This is a genomic window from Micromonospora sp. WMMA1976, assembly GCF_027497335.1.
Lineage (GTDB): Bacteria > Actinomycetota > Actinomycetes > Mycobacteriales > Micromonosporaceae > Micromonospora > Micromonospora aurantiaca.
Window position 1 is genome coordinate 5,769,602 of sequence record NZ_CP114912.1, and the last position, 12,815, is coordinate 5,782,416.

Annotated in this window: 13 protein-coding genes; 7 read left to right on the forward strand and 6 right to left on the reverse strand. The window is 70.5% G+C overall.

Annotated features, from left to right (window positions below; translation table 11 throughout):
• Nucleotides 1-55: 55 nt before the first annotated feature.
• Both O7546_RS26625 and O7546_RS26630 read right to left on the reverse strand, forming a co-directional pair.
• Nucleotides 56-823, reverse strand: coding sequence for an enoyl-CoA hydratase/isomerase family protein (locus O7546_RS26625; protein ID WP_281600150.1), 768 nt, complete (start codon nt 821-823; stop codon nt 56-58).
• Between the two features lie 75 nt (nt 824-898).
• The gene (locus tag O7546_RS26630) at nt 899-3,298 is read right to left on the reverse strand and encodes a M4 family metallopeptidase (RefSeq protein WP_281600151.1); all 2,400 of its coding nucleotides are present in this window, start codon (nt 3,296-3,298) and stop codon (nt 899-901) included.
• Between the two features lie 188 nt (nt 3,299-3,486).
• Here O7546_RS26630 and O7546_RS26635 point away from each other — a divergent pair, with 188 nt between their 5' ends.
• Together O7546_RS26635 and O7546_RS26640 are read left to right on the forward strand one after the other, a co-directional pair.
• Nucleotides 3,487-3,918, forward strand: a complete 432-nt coding sequence (locus O7546_RS26635) for a hypothetical protein (RefSeq protein WP_269697753.1) — start codon at nt 3,487-3,489, stop codon at nt 3,916-3,918.
• Between the two features lie 80 nt (nt 3,919-3,998).
• Nucleotides 3,999-4,655 carry a type 1 glutamine amidotransferase domain-containing protein gene (locus tag O7546_RS26640; RefSeq protein ID WP_228532484.1) on the forward strand — a complete coding sequence of 219 codons (657 nt, stop codon included), beginning with the start codon at nt 3,999-4,001 and terminating at the stop codon, nt 4,653-4,655.
• Nucleotide 4,656: 1 nt separating this feature from the next.
• Here O7546_RS26640 and O7546_RS26645 read toward each other — a convergent pair whose 3' ends face one another.
• Nucleotides 4,657-5,268: a histidine phosphatase family protein gene (locus O7546_RS26645; protein WP_281600152.1), complete on the reverse strand. Its 612-nt coding sequence runs from the start codon at nt 5,266-5,268 to the stop codon at nt 4,657-4,659.
• A gap of 64 nt (nt 5,269-5,332) precedes the next feature.
• Entirely contained in the window at nt 5,333-5,752 is a 420-nt protein-coding gene (locus tag O7546_RS26650) for a VOC family protein (protein ID WP_194801897.1), read from the reverse strand.
• A 157-nt stretch (nt 5,753-5,909) separates the two neighbouring features.
• Here O7546_RS26650 and O7546_RS26655 point away from each other — a divergent pair, with 157 nt between their 5' ends.
• On the forward strand, nt 5,910-7,790 hold the full coding sequence (locus O7546_RS26655; protein WP_194801898.1) for a hypothetical protein: 1,881 nt from the start codon (nt 5,910-5,912) through the stop codon (nt 7,788-7,790).
• Here the strand turns inward: O7546_RS26655 and O7546_RS26660 are convergent.
• Both O7546_RS26660 and O7546_RS26665 read right to left on the reverse strand, forming a co-directional pair.
• On the reverse strand, nt 7,759-8,247 hold the full coding sequence (locus O7546_RS26660) for an AraC family transcriptional regulator (RefSeq protein ID WP_194801899.1): 489 nt from the start codon (nt 8,245-8,247) through the stop codon (nt 7,759-7,761). The genes O7546_RS26655 and O7546_RS26660 overlap by 32 nt on opposite strands.
• Nucleotides 8,248-8,285: 38 nt before the next feature.
• Nucleotides 8,286-8,786 (reverse strand): GNAT family N-acetyltransferase, encoded by a 501-nt coding sequence (locus O7546_RS26665; RefSeq protein ID WP_281600153.1) that lies wholly within the window; start codon nt 8,784-8,786, stop codon nt 8,286-8,288.
• Between the two features lie 132 nt (nt 8,787-8,918).
• On the opposite strand from O7546_RS26665, the gene O7546_RS26670 reads away from it, so the two are divergent.
• The 4 genes from O7546_RS26670 to tcmP all read left to right on the forward strand — a co-directional run bounded on the left by O7546_RS26670 (nt 8,919) and on the right by tcmP (nt 12,649).
• Nucleotides 8,919-9,365 (forward strand): hypothetical protein, encoded by a 447-nt coding sequence (locus O7546_RS26670; protein WP_194801901.1) that lies wholly within the window; start codon nt 8,919-8,921, stop codon nt 9,363-9,365.
• A 166-nt stretch (nt 9,366-9,531) separates the two neighbouring features.
• Nucleotides 9,532-9,918, forward strand: a complete 387-nt coding sequence (locus O7546_RS26675; protein ID WP_194801902.1) for a VOC family protein — start codon at nt 9,532-9,534, stop codon at nt 9,916-9,918.
• Between the two features lie 787 nt (nt 9,919-10,705).
• The gene (locus O7546_RS26680; RefSeq protein WP_281600154.1) at nt 10,706-11,464 is read left to right on the forward strand and encodes a phage Gp37/Gp68 family protein; all 759 of its coding nucleotides are present in this window, start codon (nt 10,706-10,708) and stop codon (nt 11,462-11,464) included.
• A gap of 129 nt (nt 11,465-11,593) precedes the next feature.
• Nucleotides 11,594-12,649, forward strand: a complete 1,056-nt coding sequence (gene tcmP, locus O7546_RS26685) for a three-Cys-motif partner protein TcmP (protein ID WP_281601187.1) — start codon at nt 11,594-11,596, stop codon at nt 12,647-12,649.
• Nucleotides 12,650-12,815: the final 166 nt, after the last annotated feature.

Below are 12,815 nucleotides of genomic sequence, written 5' to 3' on the forward strand. Positions count from 1 at the left end.
GTCCCCCGTTCGACGACCGGGACGTACCCATCGGGGGATGCCGGGCAAACGGCGGTCAGTGGGTGGTCGGCGGGGTCCAGCCGAAGCGCGGCGGGCGGCGCTCGTTGATCGCCGCCACCCCCTCGCGGGCCTCGCCGCTGTCCCGCACCTGGGCGTGCCACCAGGCGAGCCGGTCGGCGTCGGCGCGCCCGTCGACGATCTCCTTGGCGGCGGTCACGGTGAGCCGGGACCGCTCGGCGATGGTGGCGGTCAGCGCCGCCACCCGCCCGGCCAGCTCACCGGTCGGCAGCACCTCGTCCACCAGGCCGATCCGCAGCGCCCGCTCGGCGTCGACCAGCTCGCTGGTGAACAGCAGGTGCTTGGCCGCCGACGGACCGACCAGCGCGGCCAGCCGCCGCGTGGTCGGCGCCGGGTAGACCAGGCCGAGCCGGGCCGGGGGTACGCCGAACCGGGCGTCCGCCGCGGCCAGCCGCAGGTCGCAGGCGACGGCGAGCTGGCAGCCGCCGCCCACGCAGGCACCCTCGATGGCGGCGACCGTGGGGCGGCCGAACGCGGCCAGCCGCTCCTCGGCGGCCACCGCGATGCTGCCGTCACCGGCCGCCAGCAGCTCGTCCAGGTCGCCCAGGTCGGCGCCGGCGCAGAACGTGCCGCCCGCACCGGTGAGCACCAGCACCCGTACCGCCGGGTCCGCCTCCAGGCCGTCGAGCAGTACCGGGAGCTGCCGCCACATGGCCGGAGTCATGGCGTTGCGCCGGGCCGGGTTGTGGATGACCACCGTCGCCACCGGGCCGTCCAGGGTGACTGTCAGTTCCGCGTCGGACATGGTGCGACCGTAACGGCCGGGGCCCGCCGGCCACCCGCGTGGGGTGGCCGCCGGGCCCCGGGATCGGCGGTCAGGTCAGGAGACGTTGAGCGCGGTGTCGTCGATCACGAACGAGGTCTGCAGCGAGCTGTCCTCGGTGCCGGTGAACTTCAGCGTGACGGTCTGCCCGGCGTAGGCGGCCAGGTTGAACGACTTCTGGCTGTAGCCGCTGGCCTTGTTCAGGTTCGAGTAGGTCGCCAGCGTGGCCAGCACCGAGCCGGACGAGTTGAGCACCTGCACGTTCAGCTTGTCGTACTGAACGCTGCTGGTGCTCTCGGCCGAGTCGATGTGCAGCCAGAACGAGAGGGAGTACGCGGAGCAGCCGCTCGGCAGGCTCACCGACTGCGACAGCGTGTCGGTGCGGGTGCTGCCGTAGCCGTTCAGCCACGCGTTCCACGTACCGGTGCGGGTCGGCTGGCCCTGCGAGCCGTACTGGCCGATCACGCCGGAGGTGGTGGCCCAGACCGTGTTGCCGGACTCGAAGCCGGGGTTGCCGAGCTTCTGGCCGGCGCCGGTGCAGCCGCCGCCGACGCTGCTCACGGTCAGCGAGTACGTGGCGGTCTTCGTGCCCGACGCCGCGCTGCCGGTGACTGTCACCGAGTAGGTGCCGGCCGGGGTGCTGGAGCTGGTGGCGATGGTGAGCGTGGACGAGCCGCCCGAGGTCACCGAGGTGGGGCTGAACGACGCGGTGGCGCCGGTCGGCAGGCCGGACGCGGAGAACGTCACGGTCTGCGCGGTGCCGCTGGTGGTGGAGGTGCCGACGGTGGCCGAGGCCGATCCGCCCGCGGTGACCGACCCGGAGGTCGGCGAGAGCGAGACGGAGAAGTCGTTGCCGGTCGAGCTGCACGGCGCGTCGTTGCCCGCCACGTTCACCGCGGTCCACGCGGCCTGGACGGTCTTGTACTCGGTGGAGCAGTTGCCGTACAGGTCGGTAGCGGCCCGCAGGGTGTACGCGCGAGCGGTGTTGGCCGGGTTGCTGGTGTTGACGTACGAGGTGTTCGAGGTGAAGTACACGTCGAGCGCCCGGTACCAGATCTTCTCCGCCTTGGCGCGGCCGATGCCGGTCACGGCCGGGGCCGAGCCGCAGACCGGCGAGGTGCCGTACGCGGTGGCGCCGGTGCCCTCGGCGAGGTTGAAGAAGAAGTGGTTGCCGACGCCGGAGGAGTAGTGCACGTCCTTGTTCTTCGTGCTGGTGGACCAGCAGGAGTCGGACGAGCCGTCCAGCGACGGGTTGTACATGTAGCGCAGCGGCGTACCGTTGCCGTTGATGTTGATCTTCTCACCGACCTGGTAGTCACCCGGGTCGCTCGGCGCGGCGGCGTAGAACTCCACCATGTTGCCGAAGATGTCGCTGGTGGACTCGTTGAGGCCACCGGACTCGCCGGAGTAGACCAGCCCGGCCAGCGCCTCGGTGACGCCGTGGCTCATCTCGTGCCCGGCCACGTCCAGCGAGACCAGCGGGCGGGAGTTGCCCGAGCCGTCGCCGTAGGTCATCTGGGAGCCGTCCCAGAACGCGTTGACGTAGTTGTTGCCGTAGTGCACCCGGCTCGGCACGCCCTGGCCGTTGCCGAAGATGCCGTTGCGGCCGTGCACGTTCTTGAAGTAGTCGAACGTCTTTGCGGCGCCGAAGTGCGCGTCCACGGCGGCCGACTGCCGGTTCGAGGTGGCGCCGTTGCCCCACGCGTTGTCCGCGTCGGTGAACGTGGTGCAGGTGGAGGTCCCGTTGTTCATGTCGCAGGTACGGCCGTTGCCGCGTACCGGGTCGATCATCTGGTACGTGCTGCCGGAGAGCGTGGTGTCGATGGTGACCGAGCCGGTGTAGATGCCCTGGCCGGTGCCGGCCACCGACTCGATCTCGTCGTACGAGCCGATCACCTTGCCGGTGGTGGCGTCGGTGATGACGTGCAGCTTCGACGGCGTCTGCTTGTCCGCCTTCCAGCCGGTCGCGACGGTCTCCCAGGCGAGGCGGCCCTTGCCGCTGCTGGCGTCGACGAACAGCTCCGGCGCGCCGACCGAGGTGAGCGAACCGGAGAACGTCTTGCGGGCGCTGGCCTTGGCCGCGTCCGCGCCGACCTTCGCGGTGGTGCTCAGGGTCAGCGGTGCGGACAGGCTGACCGACGCGCTGGTCAGGGTGCCGTTCGGGGCGGTGTGGATGACGAAGTCACCGCCGTACACCCGCAGACCCTGGTAGGTCCGGCTGTACCGGGTGTGCGCGGCCCCGGAGGGGTCGACCTTGGTGCGGACGGCCTGATAGGCCTCACCGCCGGCGCCCTGGACGACGCCGGGGTTGGCGCGCAGCAGGCTCGCGGCCTTGGCTGCGGCAGAGGTCTCAGGGCTGGGGGCGGTTGGCGCTGCCGCTTGCGCCGAGGTGGTGACGCAGGCCAGCACGCTGCTGGTGAGCAGCGCTGCGCTGACGGCGGCGACGGATCTTTTCACGGGCCCTCCTGGAAGGCGAAGTTGTGACGGGGGTAGTCACTGATGTAGATATAGCGATACATCGAAGAACGTGAAAGAGGCTGGCGAGAACCCGCCGGAGACACTGACCGAACGGATGAGGAGGAGCGGTGACCCGGAACCGGGTGGTCCCGTCGCGCGTCCGAACCGATATGAGAGCTGCCCCCGCCGTGGCGGCCGTCGCCGCCCTTCTCGTCCCGCTCGCCGGCTGCGCCCGCACCGACGCGCCACCCGTCGTCACGGACGGGCCCCCGCCGCTCGTCTCCGAGGTCGTGCTCGAGAAGTCGGGAGGCATCGCCGGGCTGTCCGACACCGTCCGGGTCGGGCCGGACGGCCACTGGACGAGGACCGACCGCGCCGGCGCCTCCCACGAGGGACAACTCGGCGCGGAGAAGCTCACCCGGCTGCGGCAACTCGCGGCCGACCCCCGGCTGGCCACCGAGGCCGCCGCCACCGTCCCGCCGACCATGTGCGCCGACGCGTTCACCTATCGGCTCACCATCGGGCCGAACCAGGTCGGCTACGTCGACTGCCCGCCGGAGACCACGCCGCCGGCCGTCACCGCGCAGGTGGTGGACCTGATCAACGGCGCCACCGGCTGACCCGGCCCGATTTCAAACCCGTTCCGGCTGTGACATCGGCCTATGGCCGGCCGGCGGGCGGCCGGGCCAGCATGGAAGGCATGACTCGCGCACTCATCGCCCTGACCAGTCACTCCGAGCTGGGCCGCACCGGCCGCTCGACCGGCTACTACGTCGGCGAGGCCGCCGAGCCGTGGGAGGTGTTCCGGGCCGCCGGGTACGACGTCGACCTCGTCTCCGTGGCCGGCGGGGAGCCGCCCGTAGACGGGCGGGACGAGAACGACAGCACCCAGAACGACTTCCTCGCCACCGCCGGCGTCACCGACACCCCGAAGGCCGCCGACGTCGACCCGGCCGGGTACGACGTGATCCTCTTCGCCGGCGGCCACGGCACCATGTGGGACTTCCCCGACGACCCCGACCTGGCCCGGATCGCCCGCTCGGTGTACGAGCGCGGCGGCGTGGTGGCCGCCGTCTGCCACGGCCCGTCGGCGCTGGTGAACCTCACCCTCACCGACGGCTCCCGGCTGATCGCCGGCAAGCGGGTGGCCGGGTTCACGAACAGCGAGGAGGCGGCCGTCGGCCTCACCGACGAGGTGCCGTTCCTGCTCGCCGACAAGCTCGGCGAGGCGGGCGCGCAGCACGTACCGGCGCCGGACTTCACCGAGCACGTGGTGGTCGACGGGCGGCTGGTGACCGGCCAGAACCCGCAGTCCGCCCGCGCCGTGGCCGACGCCGTGGTGAAGCTGATCGCCTGAGTCAGATCCGGTAGTCGCCGGGCAGGCCGGTGGCACGCAGCTCGGGCGGCAGGTGGGCGACGTCGTTGAACGCGATGAGCGCCGGCGGGCCGCCCGAGCTGTAGCGGATCACCGTCAGCCCGCAGTTCTGCTGGTTCAGCCCGATCCACCGGCGCGCCGGCGCGTCCACCGCGTGCAGCACCAGCCACGCGACCAGGAAGTTGTGGGTGACGACCAGCTCGCGTACGTCACCCTCCGCGGGGGCGGCGGCGAACCGCGCCACCGCCTCCGCTGTCACGCGCGGTCCGTCGCGCCGCTCCCGCTCGGAGAAACCGGCCAGGAACGCCGCGTACGACTCCGGCAGGCCGGCCGGGTCGGTGTCGTGCGGCAGGTGGTCGCCGGCGCGGTCGTCCTCGCGTACCGGAACATCTGGCAGCGACGCCGCGACCAGCGCGGCGGTCTCCGCGGCCCGGCGGGCCGGCCCATGATGCACGGCGGCGAAGCGCGTGCCGCGCAGCCGCTCGCCCAGCAGCGTCGCCTGCCGCCGCCCTCGCTCCGACAGCCCGGTGTCCGCCTCCTCCTCCGGCCGGTCCTGCTCGCCGTGACGGACCAGGTAGAGCAGGCGGCTGGGCATCGGCACCTCCACGGTCGGGGACCGCGAGACTAGCCCGCCGCCCGCCGTCCGGATGGCCCGCCGCTCACTGCCCCTGGCGCATCTGCCCGATCCGGATGCGGTTGCCGAAGGGGTCGCGGATGCCGAAGTCGATGCCGTACGGCTGGTCGGTCGGCTCGTCGGTCACCTCGACGCCCTTCGCGACCAGGTCCGCGTACGTCTTGTGCGCGTCGTCGGTGGTGAAGAACAGGAACCCGCCCGCGGCGCCCTTGGTGAGCAGTTCCCGGACCTGCTCGGCGGTCTTCGGGTCCAGCGCCGGCGGGCCCGGCTTCTCCAGCAGGATCTCCCGGCCCGCGTCGCCGGGCACGTGCACGGTGAGCCAGCGCATGAAACCGAGATCCTGGTCGAGGCTGACCTCCAGGCCGAGCTTGCCGACGTAGAAGTCGAGCGCCTCGTCCTGGTCGAGCACGTAGATCTGGGAGCGGGAAGTCGAAAGCATCGTCATGCCGACGACGCTAGAGCAGCGCCCCGGCCTGCTGCTTATCCAAAACCGCGCAGTCCTGCGGCCCGGCACCCTGGTCCGGCTTGCGTCGTTTGTCCAGACGGGGACACCACCTCGTCACCCGCTGTTAACGTCTTCGCGACGACATCGGGGGAAGTCGATGCAGTTGATGTTGGCCTGGGCCGCCACGAGCGCCCTCCCGCGGTCCCGTGGTGACGCCGCCGTCGCCCGGTTCCACAGCGCCGCCGCCGAGCTGGTGCCGGAGAGCTGGCACCGCCGGCACCTCGGCGGCACCGACTCGGGGGTGCTGGTGCTGCACCCCTCCGACCCGGGCGGCTACCGGTGGCCGCCCGTCGCCGGCGACGACGACGTCACCGCCGTCTCGGTGGGCATCCCGGTCGGCGTCGACGGCGACGACCCGGTGACGCTCGCCCGCCACCTGCTCACCGGCGCGGACGTGCACCGCGACGTCGTACCGCCGTTCGCGCTGCTCGCCCTCGGCCACGACCGCCTCGCCCTGCAACAGGACTGGCTCGGCATGGCCCGCGTGTTCACCGGCACCGCCGACGGCGTCACCGCCTGGTGCACCCGGCCCGGCCTGCTCGCCGCCTTCCTGCACGGCGAGGCCCGCCCCGACCCGGCCGGCTGGTCGTCGTACCTGCTCACCGGCCACTTCGGCGGCGACCTCTCCCCGCTCGCCGACATCCGGCTGCTGCGGCCGGGCGAGCGGATCACCGGCCGCCGCCGCGCCGACGGCGGCTGGCAGCTCACCAGCGAGATCCGGTACGCCACCGACGACGTGGTCCGCAGCGGCCTCACCGACCGGGACCGGCCGCTCGGCGAGCGGCTGGACCGGGCCGCCGACGCGCTGACCCGGGCCGTCGCCGGCCTGCACCGGCTGCACGACGGTGAGGTGACGCTCGGCCTCTCCGGTGGGAAGGACTCCCGGCTCATCGCCGCGACGCTCGTCGCCGCCGGCCGTACGCCGAACCTGGCCACGAACGACGACACCGCCGCCGAGGGCGACGTGGCCCGCGAGCTGGTCCGGCTCGTGCGGGACCGGCGCGGCCTGGAGCTGCCGCACCGCCTCGTGCCGGCCGCTCCCCCGGCCGCCGTCCTCGGCGTCGGCCTCCGGGAACGAGCGCGACGGCTCGCCGCGCTGCACGACCACCAGTTCCCGTCGAACTACCTGGCCCGGCCGGCCGTGCGCACCCGGCTGCCCGAGGTGGTACGCGCGCCGAGCCTCACCGGCGCGGCAGGCGAACTGGTCGTCGGCTACTGGTATCCCCGGGCCGACGCCGACCCGGCGCCCACCCCGGAGCAGGCGGGCCTGACCAAGCTGCTGGCGGGCGTGCCGAACGCCGCGGTGTCACCGGAGGCACTTGCCACCGAACGGGACCGGGTCACCGCCCTGCTGGCCCACGCCCGCGACATCGGCCTCCGCGACGAGCACCTGATCGACTACCTCTACCTGGTCGAGCGGATGCGCCGGTGGTGCACCTCCGCGTACACCACCGGGATGGTCACCCCGTTCCTGGCGCCGGGCTTCGTCGCGGCCAGCTTCGCGTTCACCGCGGCCGAGAAGCGGGCACGGCTGCCGCACACCGCGCTGATCGCCCGGCTCGTACCGGAGTGGGCGGACGTGCCGTTCGTCAGCGCCGCCACCGGGCCGTCCCGGGCCACCCGGATCTGGGAGGGCGACGGCGTCGCCGCCGTCTCCGACCTGCTGGACACCGTCCACGGGCCGCTCACCGAGCTGATCCGGCGGCCGGTCGTGGAGCGGGATCTGCGTACCGCCGCCCGAGGCGGCCGGCCCGATCCCCGCGTGCTCGCCCAGTTCACCGCGCTGGCGGTCGCCTCCGAACGGCTGGAGCCCGGCTTCACCAGGCCGTCGACAGGTGCCACCTACGCCCGGGTCACCGCGCCGCCGCGCCCGCGTACGCCGGCGAAGAGCCGGCTGGCCGGATTGCGCTGGGTACGGCGCAGCCGGCTCGGCGACCGGCTCTGGGTCATCGTGCGGCGGCAGGTGCGGGGGCGCTGAGCACGGCGGCTGGCTTCTTGCCCGCCGTGGCCGGCTTGGCGGCGGTGGCCGGCTCGCCCGCGGTGCTGCTCGGGCGCATCCAGGCCTTGGTGAAGCAGCCCGGGACGCCGGTCGGCGCGGTCTTGCGGCGCCGGTAGGCCGACGGCGACTCACCGACGATGCCGTGGAACGTCCGGCTGAACGTGCCCAGACTGCCGAAGCCGACCAGCTGGCAGATCTCCGTGACCGGCTCGTCGGTGCCTACCAGCAGGTACATGGCGCGTTCCACCCGGCGGCGTTGCAGGTAGCGGTGCGGTGTCTCGCCGAACGTGGCCCGGAAGGTACGGATGAAGTGCGCCTCCGAGACGTACGCGATCCGGGCCAGCGCGGGAATGTCCAGCGGCTGCGCGTACGCCCGGTCCATCGCGTCCCGGGCGCGCAGCATCGCCCGGTTGGACTCCTCGACGGCGCGACTCATCGCTGGTCAGCCTACTGCGCGGCCCGCGCCTCCCGCCCCTACGGCTCGTTCGCGAGGCTCTTGGTCATGATGTGCTCGCGGCGCACGCCGTCGGGCATCAGGCCGCCGACGTCGCCGGTGTCCCGGAAGCCGTTGCGCAGGTAGAGGGCCCACGCGTTCGGGTTGCCCTCCGCCACGGCGAGCCGCAGCGTCCGCGCGCCTGCCAGCCGGGCCCACTGCTCGACCGCCCGGACGAGGTGGTCGCCCACGCCCCGGCCGCGTCCCCCGGGTGTCACGTACATCGAGATCAGCTCGACGACCCCGTCGTGCGCGGTCGGCATCCCGCTGGCCATCCCGACCGGTTGCCCGTCGAGCAGCACCACGATGTTGTACGAGCCGGGGACGGCCAGCCGCCCGCGCCAGCGTTCCTCGCGGTCACCGTCGCCCTGCCAGTCCGCCAGCTGGGCACCGAAGGCGTACCCGGCCTCGGTGAGCGCGGCGAGCCGCAGCTCCCGCCACACCTTCCAGTCGTCCTCGCCGAGGACGCGCGTCTCAAGCATGCGGAGAGGGTGGCGCAGGCATCCCGAGCAGGCAATCGATATCCGGCGTGGGCGGGGTCGGGTGGCCGGGCCTCCACGCCGGCGCCGGCGCCGGATAGCCTGCACCGGCCGCGACGACCAGGGAGCCCGACCATGAGACTGCCGCCCGGGGCCACCGGCTTCCACGCACCCGGCGGACGAGCGGACGTCAGGGCCTTCACCGCCGTCTGTCACCACGCCGCCCGCGCCCTCGGTGCCACCATCGCCGGCGTGACCCCCGCCGGCGTCACACCCAGCTTCCACACCGTCGGCATCGCCGCTGCCCGGCACCACGTCGCGGTGCTGCGGCACGTCACCGTGCCGTTCATCGCCTTCGCCCGCCCGCGAGCCGTCGGCGACGCCACCGTGACGTTCGTCGACCATCCCGGCCTCGCCCCTGTCCTCGCCACCCTGTCCGACGCCCGGGTCCTCACCGCCGATCAGCTAGGGATCCCGCTGTCGCAGGCCGACCTGAGCGCCCTCGACCGCGCCGAACACGACCAGATCGGCTACTGGACACCGGCCACCGTCGGCGAGCTGCTGTTCAACTTCTGGGACTGACCATTAGTGGCCGAGCGCCGTGGCGAGTGCCTCTCGGTCCGCGTGGCATCGACCTCCGCGACTTCTCGCTCCTGCTCGCCGGAATGGCTGCTCGTCAGATGCCAGGGCTCTCTCTAGCCTGAATCCGGCAGGCTCAGCCTGACAGCGCCCAGCGGGGGAGAAGATCATGGAACGCGTGACGGGTATCGGCGGCGTCTTCTTCCGGGCCCACGACCCGGACCGGATCAACCACTGGTACGCCACGCACCTCGGGGTCGACCTGGCACCGGAGTCCTACGACGTGTCTTCCTGGTGGCAGAAACCCGGCCCTACCGTCCTGGCGGCCATGCCGGCGGACTCCGAGCACTTCGGCGGCCCCGAACACTCCTGGTCGCTCAACTTCCGGGTCGCGGACCTGGACGCGATGATCGACCAACTGCGCGGTGCGGGTATCGACGTCGAGGTGGACCCCGAGGAGTATCCGAACGGCAGGTTCGCGAGCCTGCGAGACCCGGAGGGCAACGTGGTGCAGCTCTGGGAGCCCGCAGGTGCCGACAGCCGTGGGCCCGCCTGACCGCTCGTGCGGCACGCCGTCGTGTCGCTGCTGACGGAGCCCGGCGTCCCGCGGCGACATGGGCCCCGGAACACCTTGTGAAAATGGAGCCCCCGGCCGGGATCGAACCGGCGACATCTCGCTTACAAGCTCTGTGCGTCGCGTCCCCACCCGTCCAGCAACGGCTGGATGCTCGGAGCTCCGTCCGTGCCAGCACTCATCGGCGTGCTGCCGTCCGGGGCCGTTGCTGTCAGCGTTGCTGTCGACAGCCGTTCCGCCGGCGCTCCTGCGGCATAGACTTGTGCCTGCGCGTTTGGAGGATCCGATGCAGATGGATGCGGCAGTTCACCGACGGAAGGCCTGGCGACAGGCGGAAAGTCCCCGTGTGCTCACGAAGAACATGAGCGGGAGTACCACCTGGGTTCGGACACCGGAGATGATGTCTGCATCGCTGTGGTGCCACCTGGGCTCGCGGCACGACGAAGCCCGGAGCGCTCGACGCACAGGACTACTAACGCCACCAGTTAACCAACTACGGGCAGGAGAAGTCCTGCCGGCCTGGTAGTCGGGCCGATCACGCCTCGCTACCTGGACAAACGTCGTCGCCAGTGGGCTAGCCAGCATCGATCGCCCCACGACGGCCTGGTGGCGGCCTGGCCGCGTCCCATGCTGCCTTCCACGCGCGTTGGTCGAGCCGAGCACGGGCATGCGGCTCATCCTGCCCGGCCGACAAGAAAGATCGCCTCCACGCCTTTCAATCCGTACGCACGTTCGACAGAATCGGCTCAACCGGCCAGGGAGTGTGGTCATGGCAGACAAGAGCTCCATCGAGTGGACCGAAGCCACGTGGAACCCGACGACTGGTTGTGACCGCATCTCGCGCGGCTGCGATCACTGCTACGCCCTCACCCTTGCGAAGCGCCTGAAGGCCATGGGGTCGCCCAAGTACCAAACGGACGGCGACCCGCGCACCTCCGGCCCAGGCTTCGGCGTGGCCACCCACCCGGCCGAGTTGGCACTCCCCCTGCGATGGCGAGAGCCCCGGATCGTTTTCGTCAACTCGATGAGCGACCTGTTCCATGCCAGGGTGCCCTTCGACTTCGTCGAGCAAGTCTTTGAAGTCATGGCGGCAACCCCCCAGCACACCTACCAGGTACTCACCAAGCGGGCTTCTCGGCTAGCGAAGCTTGCTCCGCGGCTGACCTGGCCGAGCAACGTTTGGATGGGTGTCAGCGTTGAGGACGCCTCTGAGGTTGATCGGACCGATCATCTGAGGACCGTGCCGGCCGCAGTCCGATTCATCTCCGCTGAGCCCCTTCTCGGCCCCGTGGCTCCCCTCGACCTGACCGGCATCCATTGGCTCATCGCGGGAGGCGAGTCAGGGGTGGGCGCCCGGCCTGTAGATCCAGCATGGGTTCGTGACCTCCGCGACCAGTGTCAAGCCGACGAGGTCGCATTCTTCTTCAAGCAGTGGGGCGGCAGGACGCCAAAGGCGGGCGGGCGCCACCTTGATGGCGCGACCTGGGACGAGATGCCGCAGCTTCCCGCCATGCCAGCCGTCGCATAGCGGGGTGGCCGATCAAGACTTCATGTCATACGGTGTCGAGACAACTGCGCACCGTAGACAGGGGGAGCCTTGCCGACGCCTGACGACGTGCTATGGGACAAAGACCCACACACAGCCGCGAAGCACCTCGTGTACCGCAGTTACCTCAACGCCTGGTTCCCCATCTTGCTCCAATCTGCTTACGGAGCGAAGGGCGTCACCTACGCTGAGGGCTTTTCCGGACCGGGCGAATACAAGGATGGCTCCCCCGGATCCCCGATTATTGCCCTGAGGTCAGCCCTCGGATGCATCGCGCCACCACGACCAGGCCGAGAAGGTCGTTTTCTGCTCCTAGAAGAGGATCAGGCGCGAGTCGATCACCTAAGCACGGTCCTTATACGTGAGCTCGGGACACTCGACCGGGCTGAGCTTGCAGCGCGAGGATTGGTGGTTGACCCCCAAAAAGGCAACTGCAGGGATCACCTACTCCCTCTCCTTGATAAGCATCGGGTGTGGAACAAACCATTACTCCTGATCCTCGATACCTGGGGCTCGGCCGTCGACTTTGAGATCCTGGTAAGGACCGCCAACAGCAGAGCCGCTGAAGTAATCGTGACAATGCAGCCAAGTCAGTTCTGGAGGTTTGCCTCCGACCCTCGCCACTACGGCGATAGGGTATTTGGTCCGGTCGTATGGCGGGACGTGCAAGCCCAACCCAAGGACGAGAAGGCCCAATACATCAAATCACAGTACCGGCGCGTACTTAACGAAGCTGGCTTCCAATACGTACTTGACTTCGAGCTGGCGGACGAGCGCAAGAACCTTCTCTACCTGGTCTACGGGACTAACTCGGAGAAAGGTGTCGAGAAGATGAAGGATGCAATCTGGCGCGCTGATCCATATCAGGGAATTGGCTACCGCGACCCTAGAGACCCTAATCAGGAAACTCTCCCCATACAACCAACGCCGCAACTCGGGCCGCTTCGCCGCCTCCTTTTGGAACATCTCGCGAACCTTCCAGGGCAGAGCGCAACCCTCGATGAGTTGCGCCGGTTCACGCTTCTCGACACCATCTTCCGTCCAGGTCAAACCTTGAACGCTGTGCGGATGCTGGCGGCAGAACGAAGCGTGAGCATCGAGCCGGAGGCGCGCCGCGTTGTTGGATCCTCGCGGATCGCCCACACCGGGGCCGTCGGCCTCTTCTGAGCGGGTCACGTCAGCCATCGGCGGCCGGCCTGGCGGCGTTCTTCCTTCCTGAGTGGACGATGTCGCTCGGTGTCCGTGTGCTCGTGCTGTACCCTCTATGGCGACACCCCGGAGGTGTTCCGCCTACCGTCATATTGGTGCGTCATCCAATGACCGCTCGCCCTCC